Source organism: Vibrio parahaemolyticus (assembly GCF_900460535.1).
GTDB classification, from domain to species: Bacteria; Pseudomonadota; Gammaproteobacteria; order Enterobacterales; family Vibrionaceae; genus Vibrio; species Vibrio parahaemolyticus.
Genome location: NZ_UHIL01000002.1, coordinates 845,684 through 861,336, shown reverse-complemented (window position 1 = coordinate 861,336; position 15,653 = coordinate 845,684). Strand labels below are relative to the sequence as shown.

Annotated in this window: 17 protein-coding genes; 11 read left to right on the top strand and 6 right to left on the bottom strand. The window is 48.5% G+C overall.

All coding sequences use genetic code 11. The annotated features are described in order from the left end of the window. The first annotated feature begins 13 nt into the window (after positions 1-13). The 5 genes from DYB02_RS20850 to DYB02_RS20830 all read left to right on the top strand — a co-directional run bounded on the left by DYB02_RS20850 (position 14) and on the right by DYB02_RS20830 (position 4,041). The gene (locus DYB02_RS20850) at positions 14-964 is read left to right on the top strand and encodes an ABC transporter substrate-binding protein (protein WP_029804391.1); all 951 of its coding nucleotides are present in this window, start codon (positions 14-16) and stop codon (positions 962-964) included. A gap of 18 nt (positions 965-982) precedes the next feature. Then, positions 983-1,645 carry a thiaminase II gene (gene tenA / locus DYB02_RS20845; protein ID WP_005497807.1) on the top strand — a complete coding sequence of 221 codons (663 nt, stop codon included), beginning with the start codon at positions 983-985 and terminating at the stop codon, positions 1,643-1,645. A gap of 18 nt (positions 1,646-1,663) precedes the next feature. Next, positions 1,664-2,455: a hydroxyethylthiazole kinase gene (gene thiM / locus DYB02_RS20840; protein WP_005497806.1), complete on the top strand. Its 792-nt coding sequence runs from the start codon at positions 1,664-1,666 to the stop codon at positions 2,453-2,455. Between the two features lie 63 nt (positions 2,456-2,518). Then, positions 2,519-3,133 (top strand): thiamine phosphate synthase, encoded by a 615-nt coding sequence (gene thiE / locus DYB02_RS20835; RefSeq protein WP_005459945.1) that lies wholly within the window; start codon positions 2,519-2,521, stop codon positions 3,131-3,133. 182 nt (positions 3,134-3,315) lie between these two features. After that, the gene (locus tag DYB02_RS20830) at positions 3,316-4,041 is read left to right on the top strand and encodes a phosphatase PAP2 family protein (protein WP_029804390.1); all 726 of its coding nucleotides are present in this window, start codon (positions 3,316-3,318) and stop codon (positions 4,039-4,041) included. A 69-nt stretch (positions 4,042-4,110) separates the two neighbouring features. On the opposite strand, the gene DYB02_RS20825 is transcribed toward DYB02_RS20830, so the two are convergent. Together DYB02_RS20825 and DYB02_RS20820 are read right to left on the bottom strand one after the other, a co-directional pair. Beyond that, the gene (locus DYB02_RS20825; protein WP_029804388.1) at positions 4,111-6,558 is read right to left on the bottom strand and encodes a trimethylamine-N-oxide reductase 2; all 2,448 of its coding nucleotides are present in this window, start codon (positions 6,556-6,558) and stop codon (positions 4,111-4,113) included. A gap of 22 nt (positions 6,559-6,580) precedes the next feature. Beyond that, positions 6,581-7,675, bottom strand: coding sequence for a NapC/NirT family cytochrome c (locus DYB02_RS20820; protein ID WP_029804387.1), 1,095 nt, complete (start codon positions 7,673-7,675; stop codon positions 6,581-6,583). Positions 7,676-7,945: 270 nt separating this feature from the next. Here DYB02_RS20820 and DYB02_RS20815 point away from each other — a divergent pair, with 270 nt between their 5' ends. From DYB02_RS20815 to DYB02_RS20795, 5 genes are all read left to right on the top strand, one after another. Next, the gene (locus DYB02_RS20815; RefSeq protein WP_029804386.1) at positions 7,946-8,461 is read left to right on the top strand and encodes a GNAT family N-acetyltransferase; all 516 of its coding nucleotides are present in this window, start codon (positions 7,946-7,948) and stop codon (positions 8,459-8,461) included. Between the two features lie 9 nt (positions 8,462-8,470). Beyond that, positions 8,471-9,202 (top strand): glucose 1-dehydrogenase, encoded by a 732-nt coding sequence (locus tag DYB02_RS20810; RefSeq protein WP_025505353.1) that lies wholly within the window; start codon positions 8,471-8,473, stop codon positions 9,200-9,202. Position 9,203: 1 nt separating this feature from the next. Further along, positions 9,204-9,674: a GNAT family N-acetyltransferase gene (locus DYB02_RS20805; RefSeq protein WP_029804383.1), complete on the top strand. Its 471-nt coding sequence runs from the start codon at positions 9,204-9,206 to the stop codon at positions 9,672-9,674. A 149-nt stretch (positions 9,675-9,823) separates the two neighbouring features. Further along, on the top strand, positions 9,824-10,291 hold the full coding sequence (locus DYB02_RS20800; protein ID WP_029804381.1) for an HAD family hydrolase: 468 nt from the start codon (positions 9,824-9,826) through the stop codon (positions 10,289-10,291). Between the two features lie 29 nt (positions 10,292-10,320). Beyond that, on the top strand, positions 10,321-10,848 hold the full coding sequence (locus DYB02_RS20795) for a GNAT family N-acetyltransferase (protein ID WP_029816087.1): 528 nt from the start codon (positions 10,321-10,323) through the stop codon (positions 10,846-10,848). Positions 10,849-10,885: 37 nt separating this feature from the next. Here DYB02_RS20795 and DYB02_RS20790 read toward each other — a convergent pair whose 3' ends face one another. The 3 genes from DYB02_RS20790 to DYB02_RS20780 form a co-directional block, all read right to left on the bottom strand. Continuing rightward, positions 10,886-11,413, bottom strand: a complete 528-nt coding sequence (locus tag DYB02_RS20790; protein ID WP_005459924.1) for a hypothetical protein — start codon at positions 11,411-11,413, stop codon at positions 10,886-10,888. A gap of 216 nt (positions 11,414-11,629) precedes the next feature. Beyond that, positions 11,630-11,917 (bottom strand): hypothetical protein, encoded by a 288-nt coding sequence (locus DYB02_RS20785; protein ID WP_005459922.1) that lies wholly within the window; start codon positions 11,915-11,917, stop codon positions 11,630-11,632. A 67-nt stretch (positions 11,918-11,984) separates the two neighbouring features. Beyond that, positions 11,985-12,884, bottom strand: coding sequence for a DMT family transporter (locus tag DYB02_RS20780; protein WP_029804377.1), 900 nt, complete (start codon positions 12,882-12,884; stop codon positions 11,985-11,987). Between the two features lie 92 nt (positions 12,885-12,976). Between DYB02_RS20780 and DYB02_RS20775 the strand changes: the two genes are divergently transcribed. Next, positions 12,977-14,413 (top strand): aminotransferase-like domain-containing protein, encoded by a 1,437-nt coding sequence (locus tag DYB02_RS20775; RefSeq protein WP_029804375.1) that lies wholly within the window; start codon positions 12,977-12,979, stop codon positions 14,411-14,413. A 96-nt stretch (positions 14,414-14,509) separates the two neighbouring features. Here the strand turns inward: DYB02_RS20775 and DYB02_RS20770 are convergent, their stop codons facing one another. Then, entirely contained in the window at positions 14,510-15,646 is a 1,137-nt protein-coding gene (locus DYB02_RS20770; protein ID WP_029804374.1) for a glycerate kinase, read from the bottom strand. Positions 15,647-15,653 lie beyond the last annotated feature (7 nt).

Here is a 15,653-nt window from a genome sequence, read left to right as displayed (position 1 = left end):
AAGGAAGAACCCCGTGAATAAAAACAAACTCATGAGCGCTGCTACTCTGCTCGCTTCAATGGTTTCAACTAACGTACTTGCTGCCGAAAAAGAGCTTACTTTAATGCTGGATTGGTTCGTTAACCCGAACCATGGCCCTATCGTGATCGCACAAGAGCGCGGCTACTTTAAACAGCAAGGTTTGAAGGTCAATATCCAAGAACCCGCCGACCCAAGCACACCACCCAAACTAGTTGCGGCTGGCAAAGTCGATATGGCGATTTCATACCAGCCGAGCTTAACCATCGACGTAGCGGCTGGCTTGCCATTAATTCGCTCTGCGACCTTGATTGCTACCCCCCTCAACACATTGATGGTGTTGGACAACGGCAAGAACGACAACCTTGGCGACCTTAAAGGCAAGAAGATCGGTATTGCGATCGCAGGTAACGAAGAGGCGACAATCGGCACCATGCTTGCGCAGGAGAACGTGAAGTTTTCTGACGTGCAAATCATCAACGTCGGTTGGGCACTCTCTTCCTCTCTCGCATCCGGTAAAGTAGACGCTATTTGGGGCGGCTTGCGCAACTTCGAAACCAACCAACTTGCGCTAGAAGGCTACAAAGCCAAAGCCTTCTTCCCAGAAGAGCACGGCGTACCAGCGTATGACGAACTGGTGTTTGTGGCGAATGCAAAAACCTACGACAAAGCCGCTATCAAAGCGTTCAACAAAGCGCTGGAGCAAGCGACCACTTACATCGTCAACCATCCGAAAGAGTCCTGGAAAGAGTTTGTAGCTTACTCACCAGACACGCTAAACAACGAGCTCAACCAACGCGCTTGGAATGACACGTTAACTCGTTTCGCGCTTCGCCCATCGGCAGTTGACCTAAAACGCTACGACGATTACGCCGAGTTCATGTACTCACAAAAAATCATCGAAACGCTACCAAAAGCAAAAGATTACGTACCGAGCTTTGACTAATTACGAGGCTGCCCCATTATGAAATACCAAGATTTGATCGACGCTTGCCGCCAAGATTGGCAAGAATACACCGAGCATGCCTTCGTGCAGCAATTAGCCAAAGGCACACTGGCTCAACCTTGTTTTCTGCATTACTTGAAGCAAGATTTCTTATTCCTAAAACAGTACGCGCGAGCTTATGCGCTAGCAATCTACAAAGCACGTACGTTAGACGACATGCGCCGCGCACTACCAAGCGTACATGCGCTTTTAGATTCAGAGATTACCCACCATGTTACCTACTGCGGCCAGTGGGGATTAACGGAATCGGATCTCGAAAACGAGCCGGAAGATTTTGGCACGGTGGCTTACACGCGCTACGTATTGGATGCGGGAATGACGGGCGACTTAGTTGACTTGTATGCCGCGCTCGCCCCTTGCTCCATCGGCTACGCCGTCATTGGTAAAATGCTGATTGAAGATGAAAACACGGTATTCGAAGGCAATCCTTACGCAAGTTGGATTAACTTGTACGGCGGTGAAGAGTTCCAATCTGGCGTGGCAAGTGGGGCCGAACACTTTAACCAGTTGCTGGCTGAAATCGACATCCACAGCCAGCGCGGTCAAAACCTGATTCAGGTCTTCAAAACCGCAACGCGTATGGAAGTGGCGTTTTGGCAACAAGGTCTAAACGCGCAATAAGGTTAATTGGAGAATCTCATGTTAATAGAACAAATAACTCAAGCATTAACCGCAGTGCGTCAGCAAAAGCCTTTAGTCGTGAACATTACCAACTACGTGGTGATGAACAACACGGCGAACGCTTTGTTGGCTATCGGAGCTTCGCCAATCATGGCGCATTCAAAGCAAGAAATGGCAGAAATGATGTCGTTTGCAGGCGCTTTGGTGATAAACATCGGCACCCTAGACAGCGTTTGGACGCCGCGCATGAGCTATGCCGTCGAGCAAGCCAACTCGAACGGTAAAATTGTTGTGCTCGACCCTGTCGGTTGCGGTGCAAGTTCACTGCGCACTGAAACCTCGCGCGAAATCGCCCGCCTTGCAAACAAGTTAATCATTCGTGGTAATGCTTCCGAAATCATTGCTCTCGCTGGTGAGCAAGCGCAAAGCAAAGGTGTAGATGCACTCGACAGTAGTGATGCAGCCCTTGGGGCCGCTCACTTCTTAGTTGAAGAATACGGAGCAAGTGTGGTGATCTCCGGCGAAACTGACTACATCGTGACAAAAGAGCAAACCGTCCAGCTGAATAATGGTCACGAGATGATGCCATACGTAACGGGCATGGGTTGCACGTTAACCGCACTGACAGGCGCGTTCGCAGCAATCGGCGACGAAACAGGCCTTGCTGCGGCAGCGGTGCTTGGCGTTGTGGGTGAAATTGCGGCAGAGCAAGCGCGAGGGCCAGGTAGCTTGCAAATGCATCTTTTGGATGAGCTTTACCAACTGGATGAAGAAACACTGGCAACACGTCTTAAATTACAAGTGAGATAAATCGCTTCTCAATGCTTTAAACGCCTCTCACTCCAACGAAAGTGGGAGGCGAAAGGAAACACAATGAACGCCTATCGTTTGTATTTGGTCACCGACGACCAACAAGATTTATCCACTCTCAAACACGTTGTAAGAAAGGCGGTAGAAGGTGGGGTCACCATGGTACAGGTGCGCGAAAAACATGGTGACGTTCGTGCATTTATTGAACGAGCTCAAGCCGTGAAGACGATCCTTGAAGGCACTGGCGTCCCGTTAATCATCAATGATCGTGTTGATGTTGCCCTTGCCGTCGATGCCGATGGTGTTCACCTCGGGCAGTCAGACATGCCAGCAGAGATCGCTCGCCAATTGATTGGCCCAAACAAGATTCTCGGCTTATCGATTGAGACTGAAGATCAGCTGGCAGAGGCGGATTCTCTGCCCATTGATTACATCGGCTTGAGTGCCATCTTCGCTACGCCGACCAAAACCAACACCAAAAAACACTGGGGTATCGAAGGTTTGAAGATGGCGCTGAACACCACGTCTTTACCAATCGTCGCTATTGGTGGCATCAACGAAACCAACATTCCTGCCCTGAGTGCGACAGGTGTACATGGTTTGGCTTTGGTTTCTGCCATTTGTCATGCAGAAAACCCAACCAAAGCAGCAGAGTACTTACTTTCTCTGATGGATTAAGACCCCAACGCTTAAGGATGAGCGCCTTTACCCTCCGGATAAATGTCATCAATTCATCACTCAACCTTCATTCTCTCGTCAAATTGACAAAGCGTTGATAAGTTTTTCACGCCAGATAACGTAAGATAAGCCCCTTATTTTCACGTGGTTGAATAACCCTCAATAAAAACAAAACGCTCTCAATGAAAACCAAAAAATATGGATTGATGATGCTCGCCTTGTTTGTTCTTGGCATCATCCCAATGTCGCTGTTTGGCTCTTATCACAATCTCACTTCACAGGTGCCTGAAAGTCTGGGTATTACTTTTACTTTGCTCACTGATTCTGCTGGCAGCAAAGGCTTTTTAATTACCTTAACGCTGCTACTGCTTTCTTTATTTCGCTTTAAACCAAGTCGCACTGAGTGGATACAAAAACTCTCAATGTTAGGGTTGTTACTTGTGATTGGCTTTGCCAGCAAAACGGGGCTAAAACTGATGACAGAAAGCCCGCGCCCATACACGGAATTGCTCGCAGCAGAACAATTGATTGAAACACCAGAAACGTTTTATCAGTTGGATACAAAGCAGCAAGCCAACGTAATTAACCAGATTTCTGAACAAGTCAGTGATTGGCGGACGCGCCATTGGCAAGGCGAGAAAGACTATTCTTTCCCGTCGGGCCATACGATTTTCGTTTCGATTTGTTTGGCTTTCTTTGGTGGGTTGTTCTTACAGAACAAGTGCTATATCTCTGCACTGTCATTGTGGATGTGGGGTATGAGCGTCGCATATAGCCGCTTATGGCTGGGCATGCATCGCCCTGAAGATTTAATAGGCTCAGTCTTGTTTGTCGCGATTGTATTTACTTTACTCCCGACATTTCAGATTAAGAAACAGATGCCGTTTGTTTCTCTTGCTTCACGCTAATGTGAACGATTACTAGAAAAAAAGAAGCCAGCGATTCGCTGGCTTCTTGCTTTCAAGCGCTACTTTTTTCTAGCCATTTTTTGGTGGTTCAAACGCTGTTAGTTCTAATTCTGGGCCAGTGTATTTTTCAATACGAACCAGTGCCGAGTTCGCCGCACAGCCGTTTGCAAGTCGAGAGGTCGGAATATCCAACGTTAACACGTTACAACCGCCGTTCTTACAAATGCCGGTTTTCGGATCCAAATCCGGCCAACCGCCTTCATGAATACATACTGAACCTTGCTTGATTCGGTCAGTCACTTCCGCGCCTACCAATACTTGGCCACGGTTGTTAAACGCACGAACTAGATCGCCCGTTTTAATACCACGCGCTTTCGCATCTTCAGGGTGAATCCAAATAGGTTCACGGTTTGCAATTGCGTACTCTTCGCGAATCTTCGCGTAGTTAAACTGGCTGTGTAGACGATGCGCTGCGTGCGCGGTCATTAACTGCAACTCGCCATCTTTTGCATTGCCGGTGTACTCGGTTGGTGCCATCCACGTAGGGTGTGGAGGACAGTCTTCCAACTGGTAACCTTCAATGGTTTTCGAGAAGATTTCAATCTTACCACTTGGCGTACCTAGCGGGTTCATGATCGGGTCTTCACGGAAATCCGCGTAACGAACAAACTGTGCGTTCTTCTCGTTCCACTTCATCTCGATCAGTTGGTTATCTTCCCAGAACTTGCTGAAGTTCGGCATCGCAATGCGAGAGCCACGGCCACCTTGTTGCGCCGCTTTGTAGAAGCCGTACAGCCATTCCATTTCGGTTTTGCCTTCGGTGTACACATCACGGCCACCCGGTGCTAGCATATCTGCCATGTCCGCGAATACGTCGAAGTCATTACGCGCTTCACCTTGCGGCTCAACCACTTGCTTCATTGGCACCAAGTGTTGGTTACTGTAGTCACCCGTCATCGTTAAGTCGTTACGCTCGAACGATGTGGTGATTGGCAGAACGATATCCGCATGCTTCGCAGCCGCCGTCCAGTAAGGCTCTGAAATTACGATCAGCTCAGGCTTTTGCCACGCTTTAATCAAGCGGTTGGTGTCTTGGTGGTGAGTAAAGTTCGCACCGCCAGCCCACCAAATCATCTTAATGTTCGGGAACGTCAGTTCATGACCGTTGTGATGGTAGGATTGACCTGGGTTTTCCAACGCCTCGACAATACGCGCCACAGGGAAGCTTTGCACCGCGCCAGACACTGCCCAGTCGTTACCCGCAGAAGAGCCACCACCCAGTGATGCCGAAATCGCAGGAAGTACGCCAGCATCACGAGCAGGGTTACCACCGTTTGAGTAGTGATAAGAGAAACCAAAACCACCGCCCGGTAAACCGATTTGACCCAACATCGTTGCCAGTGTAACCAGCATCCAGTGACGCTGCTCACCGTATTGTTGGCGCTGCATGCCCCAACCCGCCATCAGCATGGTGCGGTTTTTACTGAAGATATCAGCCAGTAGCTCAAGTTGCTTCGCAGGTACGCCACAGATTTGTGATGCCCATTCTGCTGATTTTTCTACGCCGTCTTCTTCGCCCATCAGGTACGCTTCAAACTTGTCGTAACCTGCGGTGTATTTATCGAGGAAGGCTTTATCGTGCTTACCTTGTTTCACTAAGGTGTGTGCGATACCCATCATCATTGCCACGTCGGTCATTGGGTGAGGAGCAATCCACTCCGCATTCTCGCCAAAGAATTCAATGGTTTCAGAACGAATAGGGTCAATCGCAATAACCGTCTTGCCTGATTTTTTCAATTGATGGAAGAATTCAAGACCAGCACAGTCTGTTGAGCTCCACGCGATTTTTAGAGTGTTGATTGGGTTTAAGCCCCAAAGCACAACCACATCGCTGTGCTCTAATACCACTGGGTACGTGGTTTGTTGCTCGTACACTTCGATAGAGCCCACAACGTGCGGCATGATGATCTGCGCAGCACCCGTTGAGTAGTCACCCAAGTGGCCTGAGTAGCCGCCCGCCATGCTCATGTAACGTTGCAGCAAGGTTTGTGCTTTGTGCAGCACGCCACTTGAACGCCAGCCGTAAGAACCAGCAAACACAGAAGCCGGGCCATATTCTTTACGAATGCGCATGTGCTGTTCGTGGATCAGCTTGTAAGCTTCATCCCAAGACACGCGTACAAATTCATCGCTGCCGCGAACGCCTTCGGGAGCTGATGGGTTTGCCAAGTAACCTTTACGAACCATTGGGTACTTAACACGCGCTTTAGTGTGCACTTGGTCAGGACCAGTGCTTTGTAGGCTATTTGGTACCGTTTGAGGCAGAGCATTGGTGGTCGAAACCAACTTACCATCTTGTACTTCACACAACATTGGGCCCATGCGGCCCGCAGTTAGAATGCCTTTGCCGCGAGCATTAGAAGACGCAACAGACATAGGTGAAAATGAAGTGAATGCCATTGCACCAGCCGCCATACCAGTGCCTTTTAGAAATCCGCGACGGGTCATATTAGTCATAATCTTATCCTTCTATTTATCGTTAGTGACCAACCACATCTTTCGCGTGGTGCTGGAAGAACTTGGTTAGAATTTCTAGGTTCTCGGCTGAAATATCAGTTCGATCACCCATACTTTTCGCTACCGGTCCCCATGCATTCACTGTGAAGTGATTTGAAGGAATTTTCGCGTGACAAGTTGCACAGTAAACGTTGTCCAACTCTTCTGCGTATGACCATACTGGATCAAGCGTGTCTACAACTGGAGAATCAATAGCACCTGTTAGAGAAACCGAGCGCCATTTGTTGCCGTAAACATCCGCCTCAAATTCACCAGCTTCAAGCGCTTGTTGGCCTTGCTCTGTTAGCGTTGCTACGATGGCACGTTGACCTTCTCCCATGTAAAGCACTTGTTCTGCACCTTTCATTTGGAATGCGTTCAACTTAACAGTGCGGTTGTCGCCTTCCGCGCTCATCACTTCCAGTTTTGTTGTTGGATTGATGGTACCCATTTCACCCATATTAATCGTCGTTACTGGGTAAACTACCTTCGCGTTAGCAGCTGTCTTCGTCGTGAAGCTCATCAGCGTTTCGAATGCTTTGCTGTCTAACTCTGCTTCTGGTGCAAAGTGAGCCACACCTTTGTGACAATCGATACACGTTTGATCGTTCGCTTTCGCGTATTCATGCATCTTCGCCGCATCGCGTGATTGCTCAAACTCTTCCATTGCATCGAAATCATGACACGAACGACACGTCGCTGAATCGTTTTCACGGAACTGAGCCCATACAGTTTCAGCCATGTCTTTACGATGTGCTTCGTATTTCTCTGGCGTGTCGATCTTGCCAGTCACAAATTCGTGGTAAATGTCTTTCGACGCACGAATTTTGGTGATCAGGTAATCCATTGGTTCTTGAGGAATATGACAGTCAGAACATTCCGCGCGAATGCCCTTTGCATTACTGAAGTGAACTGAGCCTTGATACTCTTTATAAGGGATTTCCATAGAATGGCATGAGACACAAAACTCAGTGTCAGACGTGTAGTGCATCACCGCTGCACTGCCGCCCAAAGTTAACCAACCCACACCAACGCCAGCAGCAACTAGCAATGCAATATATCGTTTTTTTATTGACATAATTCGCAACACTTCCAAATAAAATGTAATTATAGGTCGCAAATTACTACTTTGTGGGTAGATAACTCTTGATCCACATCATTACCGTGTTGCTCTCTGCGTCTCAAGAATGAAATTTCGTTATTTAGCTCCCATGAATTCATATCTAACGCAAATTTTTTGCACAATTCGACATTCACAACATAAATCACTTTTCTAAATTGAACGGTTTGATCAATAAGCTAAGAGAATGAGAGACTGGCAATTCAACTCGATGCATTAAGGATGTGCATGTCGACTCTCATATCTACACCCAGAACCAAAATGGGCCCGATCAGAGCAGAAGATTGGGCGCTATTTCAGCGTTTACATATCGAGCCTAGTGTCATCGCTCTCTGCTTCGATAAACCTGACGAGCGAGTGTTACGCGACAAGTTTGAATCTCGTTTAGCGAGCTGGACACCAGAGTGTGACCATTGGTTGTGCTTGACCATTTTCGATGCAAATACTCAACAACCTATTGGGATCACGGGTTTTGTACTAGAGGAAGACAAAGCCGAAGTAGGCTATTTGCTGCTGCCCGAGTTTCATGGCCAGCAATTCGGCACAGAAACACTTGAGGCTTTGCTGCACTGGGCAGAAACCACGCACGATATCCGCCGCTTTTCCGCCACAGTGACCGAAGGAAATGTCGCATCAGAGCGCGTACTCGCAAAATGCGGCTTCGAACTCTCTCAAGTCATTCCAGACGCATACCAAATCGGTGGCAAACACTACGCCGATAAAATCTACTCGCGACAAAAATAAGGACGTATTTTGAATAAAGTAGTCATCGTTACCGGCGCAAGCCGAGGCATTGGAGCCGCAACCGCGAAAAAGCTGGCCGAGCAAGGCTATCGCGTTTGTGTTAATTACCGCACTCAGCAAGAGGCCGCCGACCAAGTTGTAGCAGAAATACAAGCAAACGGCGGGAAAGCCATTGCCATCGCCGCAGACGTAGCCGATGAGCAGCAAGTGCTCTCCTTGTTTGATGAAACAGAACGCGAATTTGGTGCAGTGACGCACTTGGTCAACAACGTGGGCGTGCTGTTTACCCAATCGCCTTTGGCCGACATCAGCTTGGAGCGCTTCCAAACTGTGATGAACACTAATGTCGTCAGTTGTTTCCTCTGCTGTCGAGAAGCGGCGAAGCGATTCAGTGCGGGCGGTGCCATTGTGAATGTATCCTCTGGAGCGTCACGCTCAGGCGCGCCATTTGAGTATGTTGATTACGCCACATCAAAAGGCGCGATGGATACCCTAACCAAAGGGCTATCGCTGGAGTTGGCAGAACGCAATATTCGCGTCAATGGCGTTCGACCTGGTTTCATTTATACCGATATGCATGCCGACGGCGGAGAACCAAACCGAGTGGATAGACTGAGCCCTCAAATTCCTCTTAAACGCGGCGGCACAGTAGAAGAAGTGGCGAATGCGATCGCTTGGCTACTGAGTGACGAAGCTTCTTATGTCACAGGATCATTTATCGATATTGCTGGAGGCAGATAGAATGCAAATCCATATCCGACAAGCTACTCCCAATGATTTAGACGGAATTTTTCAGCTTAATTTGCAGATCAATTCACTGCATTTTGCGAATGCGCCAGAAGCCTTTGTTGCGCCTACAGAAGCTGATCGCGAATTTCTTGCGCAAGCACTTGAGAACAAAGAGCGGCTCTTTTTGGTTGCAGAACGCGAACAGCAAATTCTCGGCTTCTTAACCGCGATGATCACCCAAAACGACACCGTCAGTTTTCTGATCAAAGACCCAATTTGCCGCGTGGGGACGATCGTTGTCGATGAAGAGCAAAAACAGCAAGGAATCGGTCGTCAACTGCTCCAAGCTTGCGAGCAATGGGCGCGCGATGCCAATGCCACGCAAGTTCGATTGGAAGTGATGGAATTCAATCAGCCAGCACAGCGTTTTTACGATAATCAAGGTTTTAAAACTAACTCACGCATTATGCTGAAACATTTGTAACGATAACGGCAATTAAACGCTTTTCACGACTAAAGCCGACTAAATCGCATTTATCACTTCGATTTGTCCCCCGATTTTAGAAAAGGCGATATGATGTACTGATATACCCAAGTGACTTCAAGATGCTTGGGTATAAAGGAGATTCGAACATGATTTATCTTTTCGATTGGGGGAACACCTTGATGGTAGATTTCCCTCACGCACAAGGAAAAATGTGCGATTGGGAACACGTAGAAACGGTTCCTCAGGCCACCGAAACGCTGGCAGTACTTTCCCAAAATCATCCCATTTACATTGCGACCAGCGCGTCTGACTCCAACATGGAAGAGGTTCAACGTGCATTCGTCCGCGTCGACTTGGACCAATTCTTAAATGGCTATTTTTGTTTTGCCAACCTCGGTATCGCTAAAAGCCAACCTGAGTTTTATCTCGCCGTCGCAAAACAGTTAGGGGTTAACGTGAGTGAAATAACCATGGTCGGCGATTTACCTCACAAAGACATTTATCCCGCCATGCAAGCGGGCGTAAACACAATTTGGTTTAACCCAACGGGCGCTGATGCACCAGCCGATCCCATTCCCAATCAAATTCGCTGTTTATCTGAGCTTATACCCTAACCGTTACCTGCACTAATCAAGGAAGATGAATGCAAATCAGACCCATCAAGGTGAGCGATCTCGAGCGCTTCACCGCGCTGTGGAATCGGGTGTACTCCGAGGGGGAGTTTTTGATTTCTCCAGCCCCCGATAACGCAACACTTCGTAGCATCCTGCAACGAGTTGAGAGCGAATCCATCCCTCAGTTTGTCGCGTTTGACCGCCAAGAACTGATCGGCAGCGTTGAAATCTTCCCTGCAGAAATGTGCGGTTACGAAGGCGGGCAACTCATTCGCGTCGGTATTCTTGGTATTCACATCGACAAAAACTACCGAGGCAAAGGATTAGGACGGAAATTATTATCAATGGCAATCGCGCGCGGTTGGGCGTTTGGCTACGACCAAATCGTACTCAACGTATACAAAACCAACACACCAGCGATTGCTTTGTATGAACGCTTTGGGTTTGAACATCAGGGAGAGCTTGGGGAAGTGATCTTGCCAAATGGCAAGGTCTTAATGAGTCAAAAAATGGTATTGAATAAAGCGCAACACCGTTCGAACAACCCCGGTTTGTAGATTCTCGATAACCGTTTTTCACAAAGCTTAATTGGGACTAACACCCTTGCGTCACATGCCCTCGAACAATTGAATCGGTCGAGGCTTGATTCACATAGTAGAAGTAGCACGCTTCTTCTGCCAATGTGTAACCCTGCGGCCAAATGTACACCACGCGATCAAAGCCCGATTTATCTAAGAACTGATAATCAGGAATCGCGACAAAATGAGCGCTGTTCGGGTGCTGCTGACCGATGATACAAAAATCACTGCCTTTGCACGGCACGTCAATTTTCGAGTAGCCTCTGGCAGGCAGGTCTATTTCTAATAAAGCACGAATACTGTCGGCGCTGGCTTCTGGCATGCCTTTGCGTGTTTTGACTTGTCGGTCAATGTAGTGAACGTGCTCTTGGTCGTAAGCGTTATCAATCACAGATTGAGCATGGAAGAATTTGAGAGCCGTACCTAAAGAAGACTGAGAACTGTGCAGCATCGCAGCGTATGCTTGGCGATGAATATCGAGTAGTACTGGTAAAGCAGCTAATGCGATGAAAGCCAAAGTGGTGAGCACTATGGTGATTTCCATCAGCGTAAATCCCTTTGATTTCACGTTTCCTATCTCAACTAGCCCAAGACAATAGCCCCACATCCATGTGAGACCGAGCCAATATATCGCCAATTTCTTACGATTAAAGGCCCAAGGGGTAAGAAGAGACAAACACCACTCAAACTTGAGAACAGCAGCCAAAGAGCAGTGCAACAAAACGACGCTATGTATCAGATATTAGAAGATTTTTACTCTCTAGCTATTGAGTAAAGGCACATTATTTCGCACCAGACCACGACGAACATTCGTGCACATTTTGCCAAAACGACGAATTTCATCGAATTGCGGAACAATGCCGCGCTCCATAGCCGATTCCCAATAGCTCAGCTCTGAATCCACCATTTCCAGTAACTTCTTCGGACAACCGATGCACTGCCCCTCCGGCCCACACACAAAGGTTTCCGGTTCGTAAATCGGTAGTTCAGCTTTTACTTGGTCGATGATATTACGCATCGCGGTCATTCGGTCTGGCTTTGCCGTCATCACTCTGCTCCACGGATTAAGATGAGGCAGAATTGTACTCACTGGCACGTGAATGTCCCTACCTAATTTAGGTATATTCCGTTTTGATAGCCTTTTTTATCGTCAGATCTGGTTTTTTAACCACCAAATACACCGCCGTAGCCGCTAGGACAAAGCCAGAAATGCCCATCCAATCAAACGACTCTCCAAACGCGAGCCAAGCTTGAATCGCCGTCGTTGGCGGCACTAGGTAAAACACAGACGCCACACTCGAAGACGCCCCATTTCTCACCATGTACAGCAACAATAGAATCGCCACACAAGAGAGCACGACGACCAACCACAACACGGTCAAAATGAACTCCAGTTCCCATTGCACTTGCATGGTTTCAAACAGCATCGCAACAGGCAGAAACATGATGAGCGCGGCCAAATATTGCACTGTCGCACCACCAACCATATCCACTTGTTGGCAATGTTTTTTCTGATACAGCGTCCCTAGCGTGATACCAACCAAAGCCAATAAACACAAACCAATGGCCAACACTTTGTGCTGCTCGGATTGCCACTCCATTTTGCCCATCAATACCATAGCGATACCGACAAAACCAAGAGCCAAACCCAACCATTGCGAGGGTTTAAATTCCTCACGGACAAACGCCACCAGCAAAGCCGCGGTTAAAATCGGCTGAATGCCCACCAGCAACGAACTCAACCCCGCAGGCATACCCAAAGCGATAGCGAAATAAGTACCGCCCAGATAGAAACCGTGGATTAACGCCCCGACCACGCAGCTGTGCCAAAAATCTTTCCCTGTCGGCAACCTTCTACGCAATACCGCCACAAGAACCAAAAACAGTAGGACATTGAATGCCATTCGGATAGAAAGTAGTGTCGCTGGCTCGGCATATTGCAAACCAAAACGCGCACCAACAAATCCAGAAGCCCAAAGGATGACAAATACAAAAGGGATGGCTCGGATTAACATGTTCGTCTCACTCACGCTTGTTTTATGTTTTGAGATACTGCTAATGTAATTAGGTACAGTGTTTTCAAAAAGTGACAGATGGAAGTGTTTTTATGGGTACAGATTTATTGGGAAGCGGTGAAGGGAATAAGTACCTCGTGGTGGAAAAACACCTCAAACAAGCCATCAATGGTGGCGTTTATCAAGCGGATGATCGATTGCCCTCCATTCGCTCATTGAGCCAAGAGTTAAACGTCAGCAAAAACACCGTGATTCGTGCATATCAAGAGCTGGAAGCGCAAAACTTGGTGTACTCGGTTCCCAAATCGGGTTATCGAGTGAAAATCGCCTTGCCGACCTCTCGCTCAATTCCGGATCCGACTCGTGTGGATTTGCTCTCGATCTGTAAAGAAATCCTCACGTATCCTGAATACCAAGAGCGTTTGCCCGCTGGCTCTGCCCACCCAAACATTGATTCCCCCGCGATCAAAAGCTTGTACGCCGAGATTGGCCGTCACAGCCGCCAGCAAACGCATGTACCGAGCCATTACCAATTGCCACCCGGAGATCACCTATTAATCAAACAACTGGCGAAAATCACGCAAGATTTGGGCACGCCAGCCAAGTTGGATGAGATCATGGTGACGCACGGCGCACAACAAGCCATTAGCCTAGCGCTGCGCGCAACGACACAAAAAGGCGATATCGTCGCGGTGGAGTCCCCTTGCTATTTTGGTAATTTATTGATGCTCGAATCACTCGGCCTCAAAGTGGTGGAAATTCCGAGTTGCCCACGTGACGGTATGTGCCCCGAAGCCTTAGCAAAAGCGATGTCGACATGGGACATAAAAGCGATCATCGTAACGCCAAACTTCACCAATCCAACTGGTGCCATGATGCCGTTAGAAAAGCGCCAGCGATTGCTATTGGCGTCCGGCAATGTTCCTATTATCGAAGACGATGTGTTTGGCGGGTTAAGTTATGATAAGCCGTTGCCAAGCTTGAGCTTGCTCGATGACAAGCAACGCGTGATTTACGTGAATTCGTTATCCAAAACACTCGATTCGCGTTTGAGAATTGGTTGGATGCTGGCGGGGAGATATCGAGATCAAATTGAGCAATATCTACTGTGTGAGAACATGGGCAGTTTGAACCTGATGCAGTCAGCCGTGGCAACGTTTCTAACGTCAGGCAAGTATCGAACGCATACTGCGCGAATGGGTCGGGTTTATCAAAACAACATGCGCCGATTTATCCAGATGCTTCATCAATACTTAGATGAATACGAATCTCTAAAAAATCGGTACCAGATCAACGCCGTGCAAGGCTCGTTCTTGCTTTGGTTGCGCCTGCCCGAAGACACGGACAGTTATGCGTTGTATCAAGCGTGCAATAAGCACAGAATCAGCCTACTTCCCGGCACCGTATTTGGCACTCAAGAGCAATATCGACATTGCGTGCGCCTCAGCGTGGCAAACTTTGGTCATGAAACCGATTGGAGTCACGCGATGCAAACACTGGCAAAGTTGATAGCCAAGCATGTCTGTTAACTCGCTCTTGCTAAATGAACTTATGCCCACACACGCAAACAGGTAACAACAAAAAACTCCACGCAAAGGTGGAGTTTTCTCGTATCGTTATCGCCCTCAGTGCGACTTAATTTGCCATATTCTCGCGACGTTTTCGGCTAAATTAGCAACGTTGACGTCGGCCTCTTTCATGGCCTCAGATAAGCTCATCGCCCTTGGTACACAAGCAAACACCGCATCAATTCCGCACTCATAAACCGCCTGATAGTTGTCGCCCACACAGCCTGCTAATGCAATGACTGGTAAATTAAACTGTTTGGCCACCTTAGCAACGCCCATCGGGGTTTTGCCATGTGCGGTTTGATGATCGATGCGACCCTCGCCTGTGAATACGATATCCGCATCCGCAACATGCTGAGCAAGCTTAACCGTTTCTAGCACAATCTGAATTCCCGGTTGCAAACGTGCTGGCGTGTACCCGAGCAAGGCCGCGCCCATACCACCAGCAGCACCCGCCCCTTCACGAGTCAGTACGTGCTTACCCGTCACTTGTTCCGTCAACTCACCAAACTTGCGTAATGCGTTATCGAGCAGAGTGACGTCTGACGCCGTCGCTCCCTTTTGCGGGCCAAAAATAGCCGACGCGCCTTTGTCGCCACAGAGTGGGTTATCAACATCGCACGCTACCAACACTTCGCAAGTTGCTAAACGTGGGTCAAGACCAGAAATATCGATGGAGGCAAGCATCGCTAACCCGCCTCCATTTGGGGTAATTGCATGACCAGATTCATCAAGAAACGCTACCCCCAACGCGGTCAACATGCCCACGCCACCATCATTGGTAGCGCTGCCGCCCAAACCAATGATTAAGCGTTGAATACCTCTGTCTAGCGCGTGTTTGATCAGCTGTCCGGTACCAATGCTGCTGGTCAGTTTTGGGTCGCGAGCGTCACTCGGCACAAGGTGCAGCCCACTGGCCTCCGCCATTTCAATAACCGCGGTTTCGCCGTCGCCGAGGATGCCATAAAACGCTTCGACATCATTCCCTAATGGCGCGGTCACTGCTGTGAATACTTGTTCGCCTTGAGTTGCATCTATCAAAGATTGAACCGTGCCTTCGCCACCGTCTGCGACCGGAACCGTAATAAACTCGGCATCCTGCCATACGCGAGCAAGACCCGTTTTGATCGCCTCGCTCACTTGTTTGGCGGTTAAGCTTTCTTTAAATGAATCAGGTGCAATTACCACTTTCATACGTATT

Excerpts from the sequence above, each read along its gene's own strand:
- tenA (WP_005497807.1), top strand. The coding sequence starts at position 983 with ATGAAATACCAAGATTTGATCGACGCTTGCCGCCAAGATTGGCAAGAA.
- thiM (WP_005497806.1), top strand. The coding sequence starts at position 1,664 with ATGTTAATAGAACAAATAACTCAAGCATTAACCGCAGTGCGTCAGCAA.
- thiE (WP_005459945.1), top strand. The coding sequence starts at position 2,519 with ATGAACGCCTATCGTTTGTATTTGGTCACCGACGACCAACAAGATTTA.
- DYB02_RS20830 (WP_029804390.1), top strand. The coding sequence starts at position 3,316 with ATGAAAACCAAAAAATATGGATTGATGATGCTCGCCTTGTTTGTTCTT.
- DYB02_RS20825 (WP_029804388.1), bottom strand. The coding sequence starts at position 6,558 with ATGACTAATATGACCCGTCGCGGATTTCTAAAAGGCACTGGTATGGCG.
- DYB02_RS20820 (WP_029804387.1), bottom strand. The coding sequence starts at position 7,675 with ATGTCAATAAAAAAACGATATATTGCATTGCTAGTTGCTGCTGGCGTT.
- DYB02_RS20815 (WP_029804386.1), top strand. The coding sequence starts at position 7,946 with ATGTCGACTCTCATATCTACACCCAGAACCAAAATGGGCCCGATCAGA.
- DYB02_RS20805 (WP_029804383.1), top strand. The coding sequence starts at position 9,204 with ATGCAAATCCATATCCGACAAGCTACTCCCAATGATTTAGACGGAATT.
- DYB02_RS20800 (WP_029804381.1), top strand. The coding sequence starts at position 9,824 with ATGATTTATCTTTTCGATTGGGGGAACACCTTGATGGTAGATTTCCCT.
- DYB02_RS20795 (WP_029816087.1), top strand. The coding sequence starts at position 10,321 with ATGCAAATCAGACCCATCAAGGTGAGCGATCTCGAGCGCTTCACCGCG.
- DYB02_RS20790 (WP_005459924.1), bottom strand. The coding sequence starts at position 11,413 with ATGGAAATCACCATAGTGCTCACCACTTTGGCTTTCATCGCATTAGCT.
- DYB02_RS20785 (WP_005459922.1), bottom strand. The coding sequence starts at position 11,917 with ATGACGGCAAAGCCAGACCGAATGACCGCGATGCGTAATATCATCGAC.
- DYB02_RS20780 (WP_029804377.1), bottom strand. The coding sequence starts at position 12,884 with ATGTTAATCCGAGCCATCCCTTTTGTATTTGTCATCCTTTGGGCTTCT.
- DYB02_RS20775 (WP_029804375.1), top strand. The coding sequence starts at position 12,977 with ATGGGTACAGATTTATTGGGAAGCGGTGAAGGGAATAAGTACCTCGTG.
- DYB02_RS20770 (WP_029804374.1), bottom strand. The coding sequence starts at position 15,646 with ATGAAAGTGGTAATTGCACCTGATTCATTTAAAGAAAGCTTAACCGCC.